Here is a 23303-nt window from a genome sequence, read left to right on the forward strand (position 1 = left end):
TAATCAGAAGGACCTTAGAGCCCCACTCTCTGGTTTAGTTACACCCAAAAATAGACAATTTTACCCAATTCCTACAGTTGATCGCAATACAAACCCATGGATCAGACTGTACAGACAAACCTCCGGATTGCCGCCAAAAAGGAAATTATCGCATTCCTGAGATTCCACACAGGTATTACCGAATAATGCTGCTATTTTTGCATTCTGGAAGTGAATCAGTTTGGAATGTCGTATCAAATCAGGGAATTAGCAAACGGAATCCGGATTGTTCACCAAGAGGTTACCCATACCAGGATGGTGCATTGCGGATTTATTTTAGATATCGGAAGCAGGGATGAGGAGGAAGATCAAATAGGGTTAGCACATTTTTGGGAGCACATGGCTTTCAAAGGAACCCATAAGCGGAAAGCTTTTCACATCATCAATCGTCTGGATTCACTGGGCGGGGAACTCAACGCTTACACCACCAAAGAAAAACTCTGCTTCTATGCCAGCGTACTAAAAGAGCATTTCGGCAAGGCTGGAGAACTACTTTGTGATATCACCTTTAACAGCATCTTCCCGCCGAAACAAATTGAAAAAGAACGGCAGGTGATATTGGAAGAAATGGCTATGTATCGGGATTCGCCAGACGATTCCATTCAGGACGACTTTGACGAAATCCTCTTTCCTGGACACAGCCTAGGCAACAATATTCTCGGCACCGAAGATTCGGTGAGGCAGTTCACGCAGCAACATTTCCTGGATTTCATCCAAAACAGGTTGGATACCTCCAAAATCATCTTTTCCGTGGTGGGCAATATCAGCTTCAAAAAAGTGCTTGCAACGGTTACGCCCTTTCTTACTGCCATCCCCGTTAAGCACAGTCATTATCGAAGGATGCCGGTAAATGGGTACATTCCAAAAATCACGACCACCTACAAAGAGATCACTCAGGCGCACTGCGCTTTGGGAAAACCTACCCTAGGGATACAAGATCCCAATCGGTACAAGCTATTCTTGCTCAATAATATTCTAGGCGGTCCCAGCATGAATTCCAGGCTAAACATGGCCTTGAGGGAAAAACACGGGCTGGCTTACAGCATAGAATCCGTCTACCAAGCCTATACAGACGCGGGCTTTATTGGGATTTTTTACGGTACCGAAGAACCAGCTGCAGCCAAGGCCCGTAAAATTGTCATGCGCGAGCTAACACGTATCCGAGAGAGAAAACTGGGCACGTTGCAACTCCATATGGCCAAGGAACAGACCATCGGGCAAATGGCCATGGCAGAGGAAAACTACCCGGGCCTCATGCTGGTCTATGGCAAGACTCTTTTGGACAAAGGCTACATAGAACCCTTGGAAAATATCTTTGCGGTAATTAAATCTGCCACAGCGGAGGAGTTGCAGGATTTAGCACAAGAGGTGTACGATGAGGACCAGTTTAGTTTCCTTACCTACCTCCCAAAAGCATAATGCGCTATGATTGATGACGCACTATTTCAGTACTGCTTGGACCATACCGAAAAGGAAGATGCTACCTTGACTCACATCACCCGGCAAACCAACCTAAAGGTATTGAAGCCTAGGATGCTTTCGGGTCCGGTTCAAGGGAAATTCTTGGAACTGCAGGTGAAAATGTTAAGACCAAAGTGCGTACTGGAAATAGGTACTTTTACCGGATATGCTGCCATATGCATGGCCAAGGGATTGGAAGCGGGCGCTAAGCTGATTACGTTGGATATCAACGCAGAACTGGAAGAAATGGTACGGGGATTTTTTCTGGAATCCGGTCTAAATGAGAAAATCGATTACCGTATCGGGAATGCCCTTGATTTAATTCCGGAAATTTCCGGTAACTTTGATATGGTATTTATCGACGCAGATAAGATAAATTATAGCCGTTACTACGATTTGGTAATCGACCGGCTAAATCCCGGCGGAATGATATTCGCCGACAATATTTTATGGTCAGGTAAGGTCTTGGAATCCAAGCGTAAGAAGCTGGACAAAGACACTGCCGCTATTTTGGAATTTAACCAAAAAGTGCAACATGATCCCCGGGTGGAAAACGTTATTTTACCCATTCGAGACGGTATCATGATGGCTAGAAAAAGATAATTGCATAGGCATGAGAAAATTGAGAATCCTGTATGTCCTCCTTGTTTTTTTAGGGTCCAGTCTCGCTTGGGCCCAGGTGCCGGAGGTTCCTTCCGTGATTTACTTTGCAGATATGACCTTGCGCCTAAACGAGCAGGCAAAAAGGGAGATTCAAGCAGATGTAAATGCGCTTTACCGAAACCCAAATTACTTTCAGATTAAACTGGATAGGGTAAATCTTTACATGCCGATTGTGGAGCGCGTCTTGAGAGAACAAGGAGTACCCGATGATATGAAATACCTGGTGATACAGGAAAGCAGCCTGATTTCGGATGCCGTATCCACATCCAACGCCGTAGGGTTCTGGCAATTTAAAAAAGGAACCGCTGAGGAAGTTTTTATGCGCGTGGACAATCAGGTGGATGAACGCAAAAACATCGTTTCCTCTACACGAGGAGCAGCACTCTACCTTAAAAAACATCAAGGTCACCTCAACAACTGGGCTACTGCCTTGGTATCCTATCAGATGGGACTGGGAGGCGCAAGGGGGTACTTTGGCGATCAATACAAGGGTAAGCGTACCATGGATATTGATCGAAACTCCCATTGGTACCTCAAAAAATACCTAGCCCATAAAATCGCCTTTGAAGGACAGACCGGCAAGTTGGTCAGTAACGGGGATTACCTGCACGAATATCCGGTAAAAGGACCGACTACGCTCGCCCAATTGGCCAAACAACTTGGCGTAAGTGAAAATCACCTCAAAGAATACAACAAATGGGCGGCTACCGGAAACATTCCCGGAGACAAAACCTATGTGGTCACCTACATTCAAAAAGGCATCGTACCTGTCAGGCCTGCTATTCAAACGGATCTTCCCCCGGCCGGTACCGGACAGGAACTTGCGCAAAGCAGCAATGCTTCAGCATACCCAAAGGTCACTGGAAACACCTCTAAAGCCACACAGAAAGGACAGGTCAGCGTAAACGGCATCAAAGCAGTTTTGGCCGCAAATAGTGGTCCAGTGGAAAAGCTTGCTAGCCAGGTGGACATGAAAGAGCGCAAACTGCGAAGGCTCAATGACCTTGGAAAGTCTGATCCCGTTGTGGCAGGCCAATATTATTACACCAAACGAAAAAAAGGGAAAGCAGAAGCAGAGGAACACGTGGTGCAGCCTGGAGAGACCCTGTGGAAGATTTCTCAACTACACGGAATAAGGGTACACTCCCTCAAGGCAAAGAACCGGATATACAAAGACAGTGATTTAAAACCGGGTATGGTTCTGAAGCTGCAAGACTACCGCAAAAGAGGTGAAGAGATTCAGATTGTATCACCTACCCGACGGATTGCTCCTCCGACGCAAGCCAGTACTCATACCGCAGATTCTGGCACTGCTACCAGAACCACACCGTCCGGCACGTCCATTCAGACGGTACCATGGCAGTCTTCGGGTACTCCAACGCCCTCTGCTCCCGCTGCGTCTGCCGCTCAACAGGTGATCGAACACGTGGTAGAACCGGGAGATACACTGTACGCTATTTCGCGTAAACACCAGGTGAGTGTAGACCAATTGCGGCAATGGAATCAAATTGGCGAAGACAACATCCTAAAAGTGGGACAAAAGATCGTCATTCGAAAGTAATCGTTTTGTCTACCAGCATCACAAATACCGCATGAAGTTCGTTTTTTATATAGCCCTATTTTTGTCGCTGTGCGGTCGGGTAGGTCAGCTCCAAGGCCAAGACGTGGGAAATCTAAGCAGGGCAGACACCGTCATCATCAGTGGAGACACCCTCATCATGTTGGGCGACTCCCTGATTTTTGCTCCGGTTGTAAAGGAAATCTACTGGAAAAAAGGTGGAAACTTTAACCTGAGTATACAACAGGTGGCACTGAGCAACTGGTCCGCCGGTGGTGCCAGTTCATCGGCGCTAAATACCGGCCTATTGTTATTTGCAAATTACAAAAAGGACGACAAAATCTGGGATACCAGGCTAACGGTGAACTACGGACTAAACCGACAGACAGGAAGGGCTTTTCCTACCAGAAAGACAAACGACAACTTTATTTTCATCAGCAAATATGGCCGGGAAATTTCGAAGAGCATGTATCTGTCCACCCAGATTGATGCCCGCACGCAACTGTTGCGGGGCTTTCGGTACTTCAGACCTGCCGGTGCCGAGCAGGATGCCCGTTCCCGAATTTCCGATTTGCTCAGTCCCGGGTATATTCAGTCATCCACAGGTCTAAACTACCAGAAGGAGTACAAAAATAATAACAAGTTCTCTGCGATCATATCTCCCTTCACGGGGCGTTTTACGGTAGTAATGGACGATTCGCTGAGCCGTGCGGGCGCCTTTGGGGTGATACCGGGCGAGAATGTACGTGCCGAAGCAGGTATTTCCCTCGCCTCCTCCATCGATACACAGGTAATGGAAAACATCCGATGGAAAGCAGATCTCAACCTCTTCTCCAATTACGAGCGGTTGGGAAACATGGTGGTGAATTTCAACTCCATCGTCACCATGAAGGTAAATCGCTACATCACCACCCGCATTGAAACAGTATTGATCTACGACGAACGTGTGTTTATCCAACAGGATGACGGTACTTCAAAGCGGGCTATACAACTTCAAAACCTGATTAATTTCGGGGTAGGAATTGATTTTTAGTGTCAAACTCCGATTTTTTCTTAAAAATCAGTCTCTAAATCGAATCTGGTTTTCAGCTCTTTAAGTGCCGGAGACTTTTCCAACAGGTACCTTAACTTGTCACTGGAAGTGTATAGATTTTTGGATTGATTGGGTGCTTCTTCCTGTATTTCGCAGGTAACATCCACGCGGGCATGGAGCAGTTTTTTCCGAAACAAGCCCGTCAACTCCGGCTTACATTTCAAAAAGATATCCCTTTGCAGCTCCCCTGCGAGCAAAAAGTGAATGGCGTCCTCCCGAATCTCGAATGGCTGCCTCAACACAGCTACCTCCATATTCTTGTGAGCCGCTTTGTAATCAATGATGATTTCATCTAATACGGCCGTCACCGATTCTTTTTCCAAAGGAGCACCGACTTGACTAGCATCCTCCTGTTCTTTTTTCACATCCTCCTTGGGTGGTACGACAGCCGGAATGGGTCTTTCCTTTACCTGGTTTGTTGCTTGTCGAAGGTTGGACGGAATGGAAAGCGTCTTTTTTACCACGGGAGCCTCTGCCGAACCCGAAACAGGATGGGTAGTAGCAGAGGCCGGTTTCAGCTCAGGTGCTAAGCTTTTTTTTTTGACTCTTCCTGTGCCAGGGCCGCAAGAGATATGGTACTGGGAAGGTTGGCCAATTTCATCAGAAGCAACTCGACGTGAAGGCGTTGATTCTTACTACTCTTATAGGAAAGGTCCGCCTGATTTGCCATATTCAATGCAGTGAGCAAGAATGACAAAGAGGTTTTTTCGGATTGCTCCTTGTATCGCTGCTTTGCACCCTCCGACACCTGCAACAAATGTAGTGTGGATGGATCCTTACAAACCATCAGCTCGCGAAAATGCTCCGACAATCCAACCAAAAAATTATGTGCATCGAAACCCTTTTTGAGAATTTCATCAAAGATCAACAGGGAGGATGAGATACTCTCGTCCAACAACGCATCCGTCACCTTGAAATAATACTCGTAGTCAAGTATATGGAGGTTGTTGATCGTCTCTTGATAGGTGAGTTTATTGCCATCCGAAAAAGTAACGATCAGGTCAAAGATAGAAAGCGCGTCTCTTAGCGCGCCATCGGCTTTGGTAGCAATAAGCCGAAGCGCTTCCTCCTCGTACGTGATACCTTCTTTTTCTGCAATGTACTTAAGATGCTCTGTAATATCACTTATTTGTATCCTATTGAAGTCAAAAATCTGACAGCGGGAAAGGATAGTTGGAATAATTTTATGCTTTTCGGTGGTTGCCAATATAAAGATCGCATACTTCGGAGGCTCCTCCAGAGTCTTCAAAAAAGCATTAAATGCCTGATTGGAAAGCATGTGAACCTCATCGATAATATACACCTTAAAGCGTCCCTTTTGGGGCGCATAGCGAACCTGATCTACCAGGTTACGAATATCGTCTACGGAATTGTTTGAGGCTGCGTCCAGCTCGTGTACATTGAATGAGCTGTTTGCTTTAAAGGAAAGGCAAGAATCGCATTGGTCGCAGGCCTCAAAATCTGCGGTTCGGTTCTCGCAGTTGATGGTTTTGGCAAGGATACGCGCACAGGTAGTCTTACCCACCCCCCTTGGTCCGCAGAATAGAAATGCCTGGGCCAAATGGTCATTCTTAATGGCGTTTTTCAGCGTGGTGGTGATATGTTGCTGTCCCACTACACTCTTAAAATCAGAAGGCCTGTATTTCCTTGCAGAGACTACAAAATTTTCCATCACCGCAAGTTATAAAATTAATCGAAATCTACCGACTAGCCCTTTGGAATTTAAACATCCAAGAGCCCTACCCTTTTGATTCTTTGAGGATTAAAAATCCAGCGACAAGCCGGTTTTGAAGGCGAAAATAACATTCGTGACCGGAACAATCGGACGGTTTTCGTAGCTAATGTCAAAGGAATTGGTGAGCGAAAACCGGTCGGTAATCTTGGTGTTGATAATCGTGGAGCTATTTATTCGCTGCCGAAAATCCGAGATGGAACGATCGTAACCCACTTGGTAATAATTGACAAGATTCACGTCCACATACTCGTTTAAAGTTGCCCGTAACGAAAAATAATTTGAACTCTTCACTAAGCTAACCTCCACAATTTCCTCCCTGTAGGGATGCTGCCAAGTCTCCCATTCTTGCAATCCCCCAAATGCTACTGTAAACGTGACTCGGTCACTCTTTACCATATTGACCCGCAGCGATCCACCTACCAACAGACGTGGATCAAGCCCCCTGAAATTATCGAAGGAATATTGTCCATATACCTCGTAGTTGACCATTCTCTCCCTTAGAAAGTTGACCCGACCATGCACAAAGCCAAAATTTAAAAAGTCCGCATCGTTGATCCTGAGGTAGTCAAAGTTTGAGACAAACACATAGGCGTGGTCTTTGGGAAAATAGATGGCATTTACGTCCAGATTATATCCAAAGAGATTCACAGGATCATCCACCCCCGCACTTCGGTTAAATACATTGAGGCCAAAGGTCGTTTTAAACTGAAAATACCTAGCCGTATCCTTTTCCATGCGTAGGCGTTCTATGTTTAAAATCTGGGTATACGCTGTCTCACCCGCGGCCATTACAATCACTAAAAAGCAAAAGATAAATTTGTATATTCTGATCAAAACAACTATTTTTTTTTTAAAAACTGATCTGATTCTTATCCCAATTCCGGCCCACAGATGGCAAATAAACGGGATGTATCTCCCGGATGATCCTTCCCCTTTAGGTACATACGAAACAGTTCCCGCTGCACATGAAACCCACAAGATTCGAGCCAAGAGACCCAGCCCTGTTTTATCTTGGGAACGTCGATCACCCAGGATACGTCCCTGTATTTCTCCATGGAGTGCGCAAGCAATAACTTGGCAATGGCATCGTCATTGGCAACCAAAGGCCCGAGATGCACATAACGGGTCCCTTTTCTGGCCAATAAGTAGCCGCTGACTTTGCCGGCGTCCACAAATCCGCAGGCCAGTGCTGGCAAGCTTCGGAGGTTGTGCAACAATACCTCGGTGCGGTCTGCCCCAAATACCTCCCTATCTAAGTCGTAAATGTCGCTCATATGCGATACATCCAGTTTCTTCACCCGCTGCATACTGACTCCCTCCTTCCAATCGTCTGGCGCTTCAGGCGAAGTAGCTACCATTCTCAGAAGCGTATATTCCTCTTCAAATCCAAGCTGTCGGTATACAGGAAACCCCGCCGGTGTGGCATCCAATTTAATTGAGGCTACCCTGTTGAGCGATTGGATCACTGCTTTCATCAGCATTTTACTAATACCCTGACCTCTATAGGAGCGGTTCACCAGCATCATGCCTATCCATGCAACCCGATTTGCATAGTTGATACCCACGACGGTCCCAACCACTTTGTCATCCTCCACGGCTACCAAGCAACTGGCAGGAGCCATACGAAGAAATAGATCCCAATCATCCCGGGTTTGGTTCCAGCCCTCTGCATCTTTGAGTTCCATGGCGGCGTCTAGGTCTGCGGCAGTCATCAGACGAATATCGGTTGGCATGGGCACGTTGTTATAATCAGCTGTGAGTTTGATCCGAAACTAGGAAAAGCAACCCAAATTTCAAAAATTCAGGAGGGATGATATCGTACTTCTCTAGGAGCCTAAGCTTACTATTCAGTATCCCGAAATGTTGACTCTGAGATATCTAGCCGGTATATACGGAATAAATCTTCCTCTCTAGCTGGATTTTCCGCTCCAATGGCAAACAATTCCCCCTCACGAACACCTATATTATTGGCTTGAAAAACCTCGGGGACAAAATCACCCAAAGTGTTACCCTCCAGGTCACCTATCCATAGGCGTCGTTTATATTTTTCGTCCATGCGCTCTCTCAGTACAATGCGCTCCTCAACACCCATATTCTCCTGAAACGCGCTTACGTCCGCAGGACTATATCCCGGGAAATACGAGATCAGGAGAAATTCGTTAAAACGGACGATACTTTCAATTTTTCCGCCCAATAAAAACAGTCCAATATCGGTTCCTACCTCGGCATTTTCACTTCCTTGGAAGTAATGATAGTCCTTTAGCGAGGGTTTAAACTGAGAAATCAGCTCATGAGGTGGATCTGCATCGTATAGGTAAACCACAGGCTCAATCCCGTAGGCAACATAAATGAATCCGTCTGAAATACAGAAAGCTGGCCACCAAGATCCCGACGGAAAGTATTTGCCGTTTTTGAACAAGCTCCCCGTTGGAAAGTTGGCAAAAATCTCCTTTTTACCAGTTGATGGATCAAGCCACTTAAGTAAGTGCACTGCTTCGTAGCTTGTAGGTCCCTCGTTTTCCCTAGTTCGTGACCCCTGGTCGAAATATAACAAGCGGTTACCATGTTTGGCAAAACTTCTACCAAAAGTCCGTTGTGCAAAAGCGTGGGGCTCCATTTTCTCTTCCTTCACCGAACTAACAAGCTTTCCCGACAGCTCATAGGTATTGAAACCTACAAATCCATACGCTAAAAAATGATGGTTGTCCATGAAGGTTAACGGTGCCATCAGTGCCCCATATCTGTCTGGTACATCTCCAAACTTGGTATAGGAATGCAAGATATTACCCTCAAAATCGGCCACAAAAATTTCCTCACCAAATTCCCTATGGTCCATAAATAGAATGCGTCGTGCTCCGGGATATATATCATGGACAACTGGCTTGCCTATAAACGGAATTTCCATGCTATCTACCGGAACCAACATCAATTCCACAGGCAATTCTGCCACACGCTCCCGGTCGCTAGGCTTGGCGCACGCTATTGTCAGAAAAATAGATAACCATAGGAATCGCATACAGCAAGATACGCCTAATTTTTTAATTTAAAAATGACCAAAACAAAAACCTCCCCCAAACAAGCGCCTGGAGGAGGAAAAATGGGATATCGGCTGGCAGCCGGGCGAAATAGGTTTTATACGTAATTGCTCAGCATAACCGGCATCACGAGCATCAGGATGTCTTCGTTGTCTTTCATATCCGATGGGGTGATCAGTCCTGCACGATTTGGCGCACTGAACTTCAGGGTAATTTCCCTGGAATTGATATTGTTCAGCATTTCCACCAAAAACTTAGCATTAAACCCGATCTCGATATCCTCTCCCTCGTGTACGCAGCTTAAGCGTTCATTCGCCTCGTTGGAAAAGTCCAGATCTTCCGCAGAAATCTGAAGCTCACTACCCGTCAGTTTGAGCCTCACTTGATGGGTAGTCTTATTGGCATAGATGGCAATGCGGCGAAGCGAACCCAAAAACTCCAAGCGATCAATGGTCATGTCGTTGTTGTTGTCCAAGGGAATAACGTTCTCATAATCGGGGAAACGCTCGTCGATAAGCCTACAGATCATTTTGATATTGTTAAACTTAAAGTATGCGTTGGAACTGTTAAATTCTACACTTACGGGCACATTATCAGAGGGAAGCGTAGCCTTTAGCAAGTTGAGGGCCTTCCGTGGTATGATGATACTCGCTGCCTCTGAAGAAACAATATCCACCCTTCTATACCGAATTAAGCGGTGACCATCTGTGGCTACAAAAGTTGTGTTCGTGTCACTAAGGTTTACAAAAACCCCTGTCATGGCAGGCCTAAGTTCATCTCCACTCGTGGCAAAGATAGTATTGTTGATAGCGCTGCTCAATACTTCGGTGGACATATCCACCGTAGTCGCATTACTCACAACCGGGATCTTTGGGAAATCCGTCGCGTTTTCGCCTGCCAATTTATATCGGCCATTGTCCGAGCTAATTTCGATGCTGTAGGTTTCTTTATCGATACTGAATGTCACAGGCTGCTCTGGCAGATTCTTCAGCGTCTCGATCAAAATCTTTGCGGGAACCGCAATATTTCCGTCTTCCTTGGCTTCTACTTCTATATCCGTGATCATGGATGTCTGCAAATCAGAAGCTGTTACGGTGAGTTTGCTATCCTTGATTTCAAAAAGAAAATTCTCCAAAATGGGCACTACCGGATTCGTGGTCACCACACCATTGATAGAAGACAGATGCTTTAAAAGCGAAGAAGAAGAAACAATAAATTTCATTTGGACTTGATTTATATTTGTTGGTCATTGCTGACCAGTTAGAACTGGGCAAAATCGTTGATTTCTGGCTGGCAAAATAAAGTAATCGTTGTGATTTTTCCAGTACGGTACTGGTGTTTTTTTTACCTCGACATACAACAGGGTAAATTTAGAAATAAAATCATTAAGGGCCTTGCCTATGGAGCGATTCCTTCGAAAGTTTTTTTGCAAAAACCAAGACTTGCCTTACCAATTTACAACTTTTCGTAGCGTTGCTTTCGCAGAAAATACCGGATAGACCCGACAGCGGCAACCAAGGCAACTGGAAACGCCACATTGATCAACTGCCAGAATGTCTGCTGACTTCGGGATTTAATCCGATTTAACGGCCGAATCTGATATTGCTTGGTACGGGAGGCGATAATTCCCTCTGGCTCTGAAAGGTATTGCAGGGCATGTTGCAAAAAGGCACGGTTTGCCAATGCCGTCTCGCCAAACGGATCCTCCCCTAGAGCAAGTGGCTCCCCTGTAATCGGATTCAACATACTCTTAACAAAACCGCCGTCGCCAACCACCAACACCCTGCCCGCATCACCTGTTTCTCGAAAATCCTCCTGCTCAAATCCATCGGGCAATAGGCGGTTTTTAAAGTAGGAAGTAAACGATCCCTCCAAAAGGTATGCAAGCGGCAGCCTAGATTGCCCGAATGCTTCTACATCGGGTTCCTGAACCATATCTTCAAAGGCCACTCGGACAGGGGGCTGAAGGCGGCGGGTATACTCCGAGGAAAAAATCAAGGGGATTTTCTGCACACCTTCTGCCTTGACCGTATCCAGGCTGCTTACAAATCGAAACTGAACCTGATCCAGCCCCTTGGTGATGGGGTGATTGGCCATACGGCCCGCCATGACATAAAATGGCCAAGGTAGCGGTACAATTTGGGATTGGTCGCCAAAATCACCCGCCACGACCGGATGATAACCAAAGTTAAGGTCCTGTATCAGGTCCCGATTGATACGTATTCCATATCGAAACAACAAATCATCCAGTCCGGAGTCAAACGGCATGGCCACGGTACCGTCCCCTCCAGCATCTTCTAGGTTGACCGCCATTTGGTCGATAAAAAACAGCAAATTCCCACCATACATGAGGTATTGATCCAACAAGAACTTTTCCCGCTCATCAAATGGCTCCCGGGGTCCTGCGATGATCAGTGCCTCAAAATCCAATAGGTCCTCTACTTTTCCAGCTTGTTCCAAGGGCACTTTATACACTTCAAAATCATCGTTTAGGGCCTCCACCAATCCGTATCCCTCATCAAGCACCATCTCTCCATGTCCCATCACCAACCCTACCGACCGCTGATAGTTGGCTACCAAGCGCTTAATCGCCTGACCTATCTCAAATTCAAGGTTTTCGATCGAATGGTTCAGAATTTCGTCGGGAGACATGCCCCGCTCTCCCTTCAGCAACAAAGTACCCACTTCAAAATCCTCGTTTCGCACCACAATGCCTGGGAAAATCAACCTGGATGTTTGCCCTCCCTGCTGGGAGGCAAATAGGTTGGTTGGGGTGATTCCATACTCCGCCAGGACCAAGATGTATTCCTGCTGAATGTCTGCTGGTAAATCCAGTGGATTCTGGTAAAAAAAACGAATGGGTGCAGAACTAAACGCATTAAAGGTTTTGACCGTTTCCTCAATCGCCTTCTGAAAGCGTCGCATGCCACCAGGCAACTCTCCGGTAAGCAATATCTCCACCTCAAGAGGTTCATCCAGCCCGGAAAGCACATCCTGTGTAGCCGCACTCACAGAGAAACGCTTCTCCTCCGTCAAGTCCCAACGGAACCGTACAGTCTCCCCCAACCCATAGGCCAAAACCCATGAACCTACAACTATCAGTAATACACGAACGACAACATTCATCTTTTGCATCATCTTCTTTCAACCACTCCCCAAGTCAACGCTAGAAGAGAGATAATCAGGCCAAGGAAATAATAGACATTCTGTGAGACAATCACCCCTCTACTCATACTTTCGTAATGGTAGCTCAGAGAAACCTCCTCCCAAAACAGCGCCCAATCACCGGAGCCTAGTGACGCTAGCGAAGCAATCCCTACGTAGAGCAAAAAACTAAGGAAAACTCCGATCACAAAGGCAATAATCTGATTATCGGTGAGGGCCGATGTAAACATTCCAACTGCAGCAAAGGAGGCACTGACCAACAGCAAGCCGATGTAAGACCCAAAAAATGCGGCCGAATCGATATTCCCTACAGGTTCACCCAGTTGGTATACACTGTAATAGTATACCAGGGTGGGCAGTAAGGCCAGCAGAATGAGTACCAAGGAAGCCAGGTATTTCGCAAGTACAATCTGGTAGCTGGGCAGCGGAGTGGTCAGGAGAATTTCCCAGGTTCCGCTCTTTTTCTCCTCGGCTACCAGCCGCATGGTAATGGCTGGAATCAAAAAAACCATGACCAAAGGTGTGTAGGAAAACAGGGATTCCAAATCCGCATACCCATACTCCAGCACGCTGGTTCCCGGAAATACCCAAACTATCAACCCAATGGACACTAGAAAGAGGACCAACACGATATAGCCGCTCAAGTTATTGAAAAAGGCATTGATCTCCCTCCAAAAAAGACTGTTCATTGCGTTTGGGTTAGTTGGTGAAATACGGTTTCAAGACTTCGGGACTGCTGCTTAATTTCTACCAACGAAAGGCCCCGCTCTCCAACCATGCCCAAAACCTGCTTTCTCAAATCTTGAGCACCCGATGAAGACAGCAACAAAAAGCGGTTGGGTGACAATTCCCTTGCCTCCCGTATAGGCAAATACTGAAACCAACTCCGGTCCAATAATTCCTCCGTCTCCAACACCAGCCCATCTGCTTTATCCGTGGCAGTCAGATTTTGTAGCAGATCCTGCGCCACAACTTTTCCTTTATGAATAATCACGACCTTTTCACAGATGGCTTCCACTTCCTGCATGATATGTGTACTTAGCACCAAGGTTTTTTCCTCGCTGATTTCCCGAATCAACCCTCTAATCTCAACCAGTTGGTTTGGATCCAAACCGGTTGTCGGTTCGTCGAGAATGATGATATCCGGATCATGAACCAGCGCCTTTGCCAGTCCCACACGTTGTCGATAGCCTTTAGATAATTGGCCTATTTTTTTGGTTTTTTCTGGTAGCAAACCACACCGATCCATCACATGACGTACCCGAGTCTCTACGTTCTTCTTTTCGACGGCATAAAGCCCCGCCACAAACCTCAAAAATTCAGGGACAAACATATCCAAATAAAGCGGATTATGCTCAGGCAAATACCCCACCATGCGGCTGACTACCTTTGGATGATTGGTCACCGAGACCCCCTTAATAAGAACATCTCCGTGATCAGCAGACAGGTAACCTGTAGCAATTTTCATGGTGGTAGACTTGCCGGCACCATTGGGGCCCAAAAAACCTAATATCTGCCCCGGCTTTGCCTGAAAGGTTACCTGATCTAAGGCTTTTTGCCTACCGTATGATTTTGTTAGTTGATTGACTTCTATTGACATCTCTAAGATTCCACGGTATAACGATAAAATTAACCATATCATTTTAAAAAATGGGTAAAACCCCAGAACAGAATGGAAGAAAAAAGACCTCGCTCCCTTTTGAGAGCAAGGTCTGTATGTCACTTAAAGTGAAGCCTATCAGGGCTCCAGTGCGGTCACACCCGGTAGCTCCTTGCCTTCCATAAGTTCCAGCAACGCCCCACCCCCAGTGGATACATAGGAGACCTTCTCGCCATAGCCGAAAATATTCACGGCTGCCGCGGAGTCTCCTCCTCCGATAAGTGAGAATGCGCCTGCCTCGGTCGCGGCTGCAATAGCCTCTGCCACGGCCTTGGTTCCTTGCTGAAAACTACTCATTTCAAATACCCCCATAGGACCATTCCAGAGAATGGTTTTTGAATTACGGATAATTTCACCGAAAGAAACGGCAGTATCAGGACCGATGTCCAACCCCATCCACCCGTCAGGAATTTGACCACGCTGAGCCAAACCCTGCTCTGCATCGTTGGCAAAGGCCCTAGAAATAACCGTATCCAGAGGCAGCACCAAATTGACTCCCTTTGCCTTCGCTTTTTCCATAAGCTCCAAGGCCAGATCCATCTTATCTGCCTCCAATAAGGAGTCGCCGATTGTACCTCCTAGCGCTTTGGCAAACGTGTAGGACATCCCTCCTCCGATAATCAGATTGTCCACTTTATCTAAAAGGCGTTCGATAATCAGTATTTTATCGGAAATCTTTGCTCCGCCCATGATTGCTGTAAAGGGTCGCTCTGCACTGCTCATGACCTTGTCAGCATTTTCAAGTTCTGCCTGAAGCAAGTACCCGGCTGCCTTGTCAGTGAAAAACTTGGCGATCACCGCGGTGGAAGCGTGAGCCCTGTGCGCAGTGCCAAAGGCATCATTTACATAGATATCACCGAGTTTGGAAAGCTTTTCCGCAAATCCCTCGTCACCCTTTTCCTCTTCTTTGTAAAAACGCAAGTTCTCGAGCAATAACACCTCTCCGGGATTCAGTCCAGCCGCAAGCTGACTGACCTCCGTGCCTATGCAATCAGCGGCTACTTTTACCTTCAGGTCCAACGCCTTGTTCAGCTCTACCACGATGTGTCGCAGCGAAAACTTGTCTTCGGGCCCTCCTTTAGGCCTTCCCAAATGGGACATCAGTATAGCCGAACCTCCGTCCTTCAGGATTTTTTTGATGGTGGGTACTGCTGCCACGATACGGGTGTCATCGGTAACATTGAAATGACTGTCCAAGGGAACGTTAAAATCAACGCGGACAAGTGCCCTTTTCCCTTTAAAATCAACATTATCTACGGTTTTGATTCTTTTGTTCATAGGTAAAAACGATTGGTTAGTCAAAAATAAGCAATTTATTTTGCAGCTGCCCTTCTCAGGCGGTCATTTATGGCTTTGCCTAAATGCTTTTCCGGCAACTCCTCCGCCAAAATTACAGAAACCCCGGCCTTATCCAAAAACCTCATTCCAGAAAATAAATTTCTCGCCGCTTCGCCAAAATCTCCTTGGGGACTAAGCACCACCTTCTTTTCTTTACCGATTTCGTCGTAATCTTTCGAAAACGACAATATGGCAAATTCCTCTCCCTTTTGGCGATAATTCTCCATCAACTGGTCTAAATCACCCAAGACGACGGGAGTTCGGGGAGCATAATGACTCTTTAACATACCGGGAGATTTGGGATTGCTGCTGGACTGAGGCAAGATCAATACAGGCCCTACCACCTCTTCAATAGCAGAAACAGACAATCCTCCCAAGCGGTAAACGATAAGTTGTCCATGTTCCAATCCTACGATGGTGCTTTCCAAACCCACCGAACAGTCTCCTCCATCCAAGATATACGCTATTTTCTCGCCTAACTGATCCTGAACATGAACAGCCTGAGTGGGGCTAATGTACCCAAAAGGGTTTGCACTGGGAGCGGCAAGCGGGAAATCCACCGCCTGTAATAGGGCACTGGTCACCGGATGGGAGGGCACCCGAACTGCTACCGTATCCAAGCCACTTGTAACCAAATCCGGTACAATATCTTTTTTAGGTAACAACAAGGTAAGCGGGCCCGGCCAAAAAGCCACCGCCAGCTTTCTCAATTCCTCGGGAAACTCCCGGGTATAGCGAGCAACCTGATCAACACCTGCCACATGCACAATCAACGGATCAAAACTGGGACGGTTCTTGGTTTCAAAAATCTTGGTTACCGCTACCGGATCCAGGGCATTTCCCGCTAGCCCATACACTGTCTCTGTCGGGATAGCGACCAGATTGCCGGCCTGTAAAATCGCCGAAGCCTTATGAATGTCAATTCCGATCTCTGCCATCAGTCTGCGCAAAATTCATCGATCCATTCTTTAGCTGCTGTATAACCCAAGCTCAACGCCATCTTCAGGTTGGCACAGCCGCCGTCTCTATCGCCAATGGCGCTCATCTCGGTGACGCCTTTTAAATAAAATGCCGCAGCATTTCGCTTGTCCAAGTTAATCACCTCTGTCAGCGAAGACATGGCACCCAACGGGTCGTTATTGCCTAGTTGAGCTTTCGCTTTATTGAAGTGCACAATCGCCTGATTGGGGTTTACCTGCAGGGCCATATCAAACTCAAAGAGGGCATCTTCATAGGCTTCCATGCCCAAAAGCGCCAATCCACGGTTGTAATATATGTCGGTTTGGTTGGGGTCCAGTGCACTGGCCGTGTTGTAGTCCACTACGGCATTTCGGAAATCCTTTTTCTCCAGTTGCGCATTGCCTCGGTTAAAGAAAGGCTTGTAGGACGTGCTGTCCAAGGATATTGCTTTGTCAAACGCACCAATGGCACGATCCCACTCTTGCTGCTCAAAATACGCGACGCCCATGGCATTCCAGGCTCGAGACTGAGAGTCATCGGCCTCCACCGATCTACCCAGGAAACTGACTGCCTTTTCAAAATCACCAGCCTCCAGCGCTTTCACTCCCTCGTTAAAGAGTTTATCTGGGGACGGACTACAGGAAAACAACCACAAGAGTGAAACGGCAGAAAGCCAAAATATATTGCGCATGTCGTTTTTTTGGCAAAGATAAGGATTCTTGGCGTGTATACCACGGCTATCCGCCGAGTTTGCTAGAATGCTTCGCTGGCTCTAGGTAAATATCTCCGAGCGACTGGTTTTCTCTAACATGCGGAGAATGGACTGATTGCCGTTCACAAAGGCATCTACCATGTCAAACCCCACCCAAGCCAGCTCCTTGCTTTCTTCACTCATGGTGAGCGGCTCGTCCATCTCAGCCTCTATCAAAAAGCGTACATCATAATGAAAATGCTCAGCAACCTCTCCCCTAGCGGGAATCAGGTGCCTGTCTATGTCAAAAATTGTTCGATCTACCAACCGAAGCGAGGTCAACCCGCTTTCTTCCCTGGCTTCTACAAGGCTTACTTCCAAGAGGTTATCGTTACCATCTGCGTGACCTCCTAGCTGAAGCCACTTGTTCAGTTTTCTGTGAAGGGTGAGCAAGGTATGTGTTCGGGTTTTATTTACAATCCATGCAGAAGCCGTAAAATGTCCCGCTTTCCGATCTCTACTAAAGGCTAGCGGATGGTCTACCAATTCCAAAAAATCACGAACGAAATGCTGCTCTTCTTCAAATACCGTCTTATAATGTTCAAGTAAAAACTTCAATTGCCCTCTGTTCATAACTGACTTATCGTTTAAATACCTGTTCAATAAACTCACTGAAAGGTTGTGCAGGCAGGTACATCCGGTCAGAATACACCGTGACCAATACTTTTAAGAAACTGGGCTTATTGTCAATGGAAACCTTTTCTATACTTACGTTACCGAAAAGCTGATCGATTGGCTCATCAGGCGCAGCTGTTGAAAATGGCGGCTTGTAATAGAGCTTTTCCGTGATGCGTACCTGCTCCGACAACTCCTCCATCTTTCGATCCAAACTAACCCGATGGTATCCCAAAGCTAACAAACGATCGCCAAACGCAAAGAATAAATGCTGGAAATCCGTCGCAGACAAGGGTTTTTCGAAGCTGATTGCGAGTCCATTGGCATAGGGGCTGTTTAAAATGTGTACCGCCGGCTTCTTATTGATCCCTATCGTCTTCAAGTGATAGTTATTGTAGATCAAATTTAATACGCCCTGCCCCGCATCCGAATCCATCCACGCGAGGGTATCGGAGAGCTCCTCGGGAGTCTCCAGAAAGTTCTCCTTATAGGAAACCCTCCTATTCTTTGCGGGAAAAAGCCTCCCAAACAGATCTTCTAAATAGGTCATTCCATCGTCAATTTAATGCTGCCATCTGACAAGGTTTTGATCACTTCTTCATCTTCCATGATCCGCACCACCTCGGCAGCGTCTAAACTATCCGAGTAACCTGCTTCAGCCAAGAGCTTTCGTAAGGAAAACGCTTTACCCCCCGACAATGTTATCAAGATTTTCTCACGGATGGCTTCTTCCCTATCTTTGCCCATTGCAAGCTTCTTTTTTTGCAGGCACACATCACAAATGCCACAGGACTCTTCCTTATCCTCCCCGAAGTAATCCAGTAGGATCGACGTACGGCAAAACTGGTTATTCTCTGCATAGGCTGCCATAGAGGCCGCTTTGCTAATAGCCAAATCTCTGCGGTGGGCAATCCGCTTGCTGTTCAATGGCAACTTCCCTGCATCAAAACGCGGTGTCAGAAAGGTCACCTGCGGTTGATCCTTCCGTGGATTATAGGCCACTACTTCCAAAGAATCCAGCTGTTGAAGCATTTTGACCACCTGGCCTTCCGGCAATCCCATCGCCTGGCCCAATCTTCCTTCCTGCACCTTGACATAGCCTGAAAACAACTCTCCCCCGTACATCCTTAGCAAAAGCTTAATCAAGGGATCTAGGGTAGCATAGCGAACCTGAACTTCGTATAACTGGGACTGCGAAACAGGAATATGAATCGTAGACGGTGTTGTAAGCCCCTCACTGAGTAGTAGCAATGATTCTTCCTGCATCACTTTTAGCGCGTTGTAGGTCAACAAGACATCCAACTGGTAATTCTGGGTAAAGGAGTGTAGGTCAAAATCAAAGCTACTCATTTCGCTACTGCCCACCGCTATCCGGTATTGATTTGCTAGGCACTGGTATACCTTTCGAATAAACTCCATAGGGGGATAGGTCTGTGCGGCCCGCTCCTGCAACTGTGCCAGATCATGCTGACTGTAATACAATACCGCAAAAGCCTTCAGGCCATCCCTTCCGGCTCTTCCGGCTTCCTGGTAATAGTTTTCCAAATTTTCGGGTAGATCCAGGTGAATCACTAGGCGGACATCTGGCTTGTCTATACCCATTCCAAACGCGTTGGTCGCTACCATCACCCGCACCTTGCCACCGATCCAAGCAGCCTGCCGGATAGAACGCTCCTCGCCACGCAGACCAGCATGATAGTAGGTTGCGGAAATCCCCAGCCGGTTAAGCTGATCGGAAATTTCCTTTGTGCCTTTTCGGTTTCTAAGATACAGGATAGCAGAACCCTGCACTTTCTTGAGCACCTCCCACGCTTTTTCAAATTTATTTTCAGCCTCTCTAGCGACAAAGGAAAGATTCCCTCGCTTGGCAGACTGTGCAAATACGGCACAGTCCTTCATTTCCAGCTTTTCCATGATATCTCTCCGTACATCTTGGGTGGCGGAGGCTGTGAGGGCTATGAAAGGGACCTGTGGGTGAATCTCCCGTAGTGCTGCGATTTCCAGATAGGGTGGTCTGAAATCATACCCCCACTGAGAAATGCAGTGGGCTTCATCTACCGCTATGAGACAGACGTCCATTTGTTTGAACCGCGCTAAAAAAAGCTCTGTTTTGAGCCGTTCGGGAGAAACATATAAAAACTTGACTTCTCCATAAATACAGTTATCTAGCAACACATCAATCTCACGTGCCCGCATCCCCGAATACACTGCTACGGCTTTGACACCTTTCTTTTTCAGGTTATCTACCTGATCTTTCATCAAAGCGATCAACGGACTTACCACTAGGCAGATCCCTTCTTGCATCAAAGCGGGAACCTGAAAGCACAAGGACTTACCCCCACCAGTAGGCAGAATCGCAAGGGTATCCCTTCCCCCTGCCACAGAGAGCACAATCTCCTCCTGTAGCGGACGAAAATCCGCAAATCCGAAGGAAGACTTTAACACCTTTAATGCAGTTGCTTTCAATGTATCCATGGGATAAATTTCCGGTACAAAACGGTGACTTCGATTACTATCCGCCTGTATCGGTTTTTTTGGTCAAGATAAGGGACTGCGTGTCGGTTGGCAAATTAATCCACAAATTCCTTTTGCTCCCCCGAAACACCCGACTGAGTATACGGCCCCTCTTGGATGCTTTGTAGATACTCATACCTTTTCGGCATTAACGAGCCCCTTTCCAGATCCAACCATACGAGATCACCGTTGGGAGATAGCAGATAGGTTTCTCCATTTACCTCAAAGGCCCGAAGCGGAATCGGCTTGGAATGACCGCGTCGAATGCGATTGGGAAGTATCATATACCGAAACTCATCCTCGGAAACACCCTTTTGGTAAGCATACAAGGACCCTTGGTGATACCAGTCTACCGCTGTCCCCTTCTTGAGACGATATACCACCTGATCCTCGCTGTAATAACCACCTGCAAGGATCCAAAATCGATAGCCTACCAGTATAATAATAGCCACCATTGTCAGGCGGTAGGCGCGCATCCCCCTCTCGCCTAGCCACCAAAACAACATAGCCAGCACGATCCAGGTTAGAGCCATTTCCACCGTGTCCAAATATAGGTGTTCGAGCTTTGCCTTGGGCAAGTATTGCACGGCATAGATCAATCCATTAAACAGGTACACGGTCCACTCCAACAGCGTCCCCAGCCACAACCCAAGTATCGGGATGAAGGACAAAAGCAAAAAAGGGATCCCAAGTGCCATGATCGCAAAGGCACCCGGAATAGCCACCAGATTGGACAGCAAAAAATAGGTCGGGAAACTGTGAAAATAGTGTAACGTTAGTGGAAAAGTTGCCAATTGAGCGGCCATACTCACGCTGGCAATCTGCCAGAAATAATCAACCATCTTAGACGAAGGTGTCCACCAGCTGACGATCACGGGTTGAAATACCAAAATACCGAGTAATGCAGCATAAGAAAGCTGAAACCCTACGGCATAAAAGATAAAGGGATCGTACAACACCAGTAGAAGCGCCGATAGAGCTAGGGGATTGAAAATTGAAGGGCTTCGAGACCTCATTTGAGCCAGGGCTACAAAGGTGAACATGGTAGCCGCACGCATAACAGATGGCGACATACCCGTGATCATCGCATAGCTCCATATTAAGCAGATCACCAACGACAACAGGAGCACCCTACGAAAGAAATTAAGTCGCTGAGGCTTCCAAAAAAGAAAGAAAAACCCATACACGATCCCTACGTGCAAACCTGAAACAGCCAATACGTGCATGGCTCCCGCTGTAGCATAGGCTTCCTTCATGTCTGATTCCATGGAGCTCTTCTGTCCCAAAAGAAGGGCTTTGGCGATTTGATTGGCCTCTGAACGTTGGAGGTATAGATCCATTCTTCTCGAAAGCCGCTCCCTCAGCACGGCCATTTGCTGGGTCAATCGAAGGGGCTGCTTCTCTTTTAACAGATTTACAGGTCCGTTTACAAAATGCCTGTGATAGACCTGCTGCCGCTCCATAAACCGGCGGTAATCAAACTCGCCGGGATTTTCTGGTGGTGCTATCCGACCCGGTGTTCCCGGCAGGTACACTACATCGCCGGGCGATAAGGCACTTTCACCTGAATGGTACAGCATGACGATTCCTTTTGCGGGATAAAACTGCCCCTTTCGCCTCACTGCCAACAGCTCCACCCGATTGGCTACCCACTTTGCCTTTGGATCATCCATCTCCTTCACAGCAGCCACGTAACCTTCGAGTTCTCCCTGAAAAAGGAGGTGGGCTGGATCGTTTTGAACGTCTTTCTGATGGGCAAAAGCAATTCCCGCGAAGGCCAAAATCCCATAAGCTGATAGTGGCATCAAATGGATGTAGAAATACGTCCGAAGGCGAAGATCGCAGTACATCAAGCCCGCATAGACTAGCAACAACGTAAATGCAGCACCAAACCAAAAATACCCGGGCAAAAAAAGGGTGTGTGGGTACACCCATACCCCCAAAAAGAAAAAAAGTACATACCGCAAAAAAGGATACTGATTAAACGGCATACGCAGCGGAATTTCCCGAATATACGAAAAATGGGAAAACCGATCAAGCTAACTACCAACGAGATAACAAAGAAAATCCCTTCGTGTTCTAAGAAAACACAAAGGGACATTCCTTATAGGAAAATCCAAGATAGGAACTAGCTACTTAAAACCTAAAACCTATACTAAAGCCAGCATTGAATTCTACGGCTGAGAAACGGTCTGACGCGTCGTTATTGAAACCACGTGCTATATTGACGTAGGGGCCGAGGGCAAATTTATCGTTGTGGACCCATTTATAACCACCGCCTATGCCAATGATAAAGCTGTTCAGGTTAGTCTCCTGCACTTGCGAATTAACCAGCTCCGTGAAGTTTCCGGAACGATACTTCAAAAAAGGCGAAACGAATAGGCCTGAGGGCTGACTTTCCGAAACAAAATAATAATTATACCCAACCATAAAACTGGTAGCGTCAAAGGAAACATCGTTGCTGTTGGCCGAAACATACCCAAAACGGTCAAAAAAGTGGATCTCTGCACTGATCGATTGGTTTCGGTCAATAAAGCTCTCGTAGCCCAGTTCCAACGAACCCACAACAATGGTGTTTAATATATTCAACTTCACCTCATTTCGGGGGATATCGGCACTGGATTGTCCAAAAGAAGAAACCGAAACACCCCACACCGCAAACATCAAAACCACATACTTTTTCATCGACTGTTATTTTAGTTAAAAAGAAAGAGCC

21 protein-coding genes are annotated in these 23303 nt (G+C 46.8%); 4 read left to right on the forward strand and 17 right to left on the reverse strand.

The features are described from left to right. The first annotated feature begins 225 nt into the window (after positions 1-225). From JJU34_RS17400 to JJU34_RS17415, 4 genes are read left to right on the forward strand one after another with little or no spacing between them, the layout of a single operon-like run. Positions 226-1458 carry a pitrilysin family protein gene (locus JJU34_RS17400; RefSeq protein ID WP_228693684.1) on the forward strand — a complete coding sequence of 411 codons (1233 nt, stop codon included), beginning with the start codon at positions 226-228 and terminating at the stop codon, positions 1456-1458. 6 nt (positions 1459-1464) lie between these two features. Then, entirely contained in the window at positions 1465-2103 is a 639-nt protein-coding gene (locus JJU34_RS17405) for an O-methyltransferase (protein WP_228693685.1), read from the forward strand. Between the two features lie 10 nt (positions 2104-2113). Further along, complete coding sequence (locus tag JJU34_RS17410) at positions 2114-3724, forward strand: LysM peptidoglycan-binding domain-containing protein (protein ID WP_228693686.1); 1611 nt, start codon at positions 2114-2116, stop codon at positions 3722-3724. 31 nt (positions 3725-3755) lie between these two features. Next, positions 3756-4754 (forward strand): DUF3078 domain-containing protein, encoded by a 999-nt coding sequence (locus JJU34_RS17415; RefSeq protein ID WP_228693687.1) that lies wholly within the window; start codon positions 3756-3758, stop codon positions 4752-4754. 20 nt (positions 4755-4774) lie between these two features. On the opposite strand, the gene JJU34_RS17420 is transcribed toward JJU34_RS17415, so the two are convergent. The 17 genes from JJU34_RS17420 to JJU34_RS17500 form a co-directional block, all read right to left on the reverse strand. After that, positions 4775-5278, reverse strand: coding sequence for a DNA polymerase III subunit gamma/tau (locus JJU34_RS17420; protein WP_228693688.1), 504 nt, complete (start codon positions 5276-5278; stop codon positions 4775-4777). Between the two features lie 62 nt (positions 5279-5340). Further along, on the reverse strand, positions 5341-6486 hold the full coding sequence (locus tag JJU34_RS17425) for a DNA polymerase III subunit gamma/tau (protein WP_228693689.1): 1146 nt from the start codon (positions 6484-6486) through the stop codon (positions 5341-5343). A gap of 90 nt (positions 6487-6576) precedes the next feature. After that, entirely contained in the window at positions 6577-7284 is a 708-nt protein-coding gene (locus tag JJU34_RS17430; RefSeq protein WP_228693690.1) for a DUF481 domain-containing protein, read from the reverse strand. 134 nt (positions 7285-7418) lie between these two features. Beyond that, a complete protein-coding gene (locus JJU34_RS17435) occupies positions 7419-8282 on the reverse strand; it encodes a GNAT family N-acetyltransferase (RefSeq protein ID WP_228693691.1) in 864 nt (287 codons plus the stop codon). A 110-nt stretch (positions 8283-8392) separates the two neighbouring features. After that, on the reverse strand, positions 8393-9565 hold the full coding sequence (locus tag JJU34_RS17440) for a hypothetical protein (RefSeq protein WP_228693692.1): 1173 nt from the start codon (positions 9563-9565) through the stop codon (positions 8393-8395). Positions 9566-9681: 116 nt separating this feature from the next. Continuing rightward, the gene (dnaN, locus tag JJU34_RS17445) at positions 9682-10806 is read right to left on the reverse strand and encodes a DNA polymerase III subunit beta (RefSeq protein ID WP_228693693.1); all 1125 of its coding nucleotides are present in this window, start codon (positions 10804-10806) and stop codon (positions 9682-9684) included. 233 nt (positions 10807-11039) lie between these two features. After that, positions 11040-12710: a gliding motility-associated ABC transporter substrate-binding protein GldG gene (gene gldG / locus JJU34_RS17450; RefSeq protein ID WP_228693694.1), complete on the reverse strand. Its 1671-nt coding sequence runs from the start codon at positions 12708-12710 to the stop codon at positions 11040-11042. 8 nt (positions 12711-12718) lie between these two features. Then, positions 12719-13438, reverse strand: a complete 720-nt coding sequence (gene gldF, locus JJU34_RS17455; RefSeq protein WP_228693695.1) for a gliding motility-associated ABC transporter permease subunit GldF — start codon at positions 13436-13438, stop codon at positions 12719-12721. Next, complete coding sequence (gene gldA, locus JJU34_RS17460; protein WP_228693696.1) at positions 13435-14349, reverse strand: gliding motility-associated ABC transporter ATP-binding subunit GldA; 915 nt, start codon at positions 14347-14349, stop codon at positions 13435-13437. Before gldA ends, gldF begins: the two co-directional genes overlap by 4 nt. Before the next feature lie 138 nt (positions 14350-14487). Then, positions 14488-15687, reverse strand: a complete 1200-nt coding sequence (locus JJU34_RS17465; RefSeq protein ID WP_228693697.1) for a phosphoglycerate kinase — start codon at positions 15685-15687, stop codon at positions 14488-14490. 35 nt (positions 15688-15722) lie between these two features. Further along, positions 15723-16685 carry an L-threonylcarbamoyladenylate synthase gene (locus JJU34_RS17470; RefSeq protein ID WP_228693698.1) on the reverse strand — a complete coding sequence of 321 codons (963 nt, stop codon included), beginning with the start codon at positions 16683-16685 and terminating at the stop codon, positions 15723-15725. Beyond that, positions 16685-17398, reverse strand: coding sequence for a tetratricopeptide repeat protein (locus tag JJU34_RS17475; protein WP_228693699.1), 714 nt, complete (start codon positions 17396-17398; stop codon positions 16685-16687). The genes JJU34_RS17470 and JJU34_RS17475 overlap by 1 nt, the downstream gene beginning before the upstream one ends. 81 nt (positions 17399-17479) lie before the next feature. Then, the gene (locus JJU34_RS17480; protein ID WP_228693700.1) at positions 17480-18031 is read right to left on the reverse strand and encodes an NUDIX hydrolase; all 552 of its coding nucleotides are present in this window, start codon (positions 18029-18031) and stop codon (positions 17480-17482) included. A gap of 7 nt (positions 18032-18038) precedes the next feature. Further along, the gene (locus JJU34_RS17485; RefSeq protein ID WP_228693701.1) at positions 18039-18623 is read right to left on the reverse strand and encodes a hypothetical protein; all 585 of its coding nucleotides are present in this window, start codon (positions 18621-18623) and stop codon (positions 18039-18041) included. Next, the gene (locus tag JJU34_RS17490) at positions 18620-20548 is read right to left on the reverse strand and encodes an ATP-dependent DNA helicase RecQ (protein ID WP_228693702.1); all 1929 of its coding nucleotides are present in this window, start codon (positions 20546-20548) and stop codon (positions 18620-18622) included. The genes JJU34_RS17485 and JJU34_RS17490 overlap by 4 nt, the downstream gene beginning before the upstream one ends. A 95-nt stretch (positions 20549-20643) precedes the next feature. Continuing rightward, positions 20644-22578, reverse strand: coding sequence for a ComEC/Rec2 family competence protein (locus JJU34_RS17495; protein WP_228693703.1), 1935 nt, complete (start codon positions 22576-22578; stop codon positions 20644-20646). A gap of 145 nt (positions 22579-22723) precedes the next feature. Continuing rightward, the gene (locus tag JJU34_RS17500) at positions 22724-23272 is read right to left on the reverse strand and encodes a DUF3575 domain-containing protein (protein WP_228693704.1); all 549 of its coding nucleotides are present in this window, start codon (positions 23270-23272) and stop codon (positions 22724-22726) included. Positions 23273-23303: the final 31 nt, after the last annotated feature.

The sequence above is a fragment of the Lunatimonas sp. genome, assembly GCF_020832325.1.
In the GTDB taxonomy this organism is placed as follows: Bacteria; Bacteroidota; Bacteroidia; order Cytophagales; family Cyclobacteriaceae; genus Lunatimonas.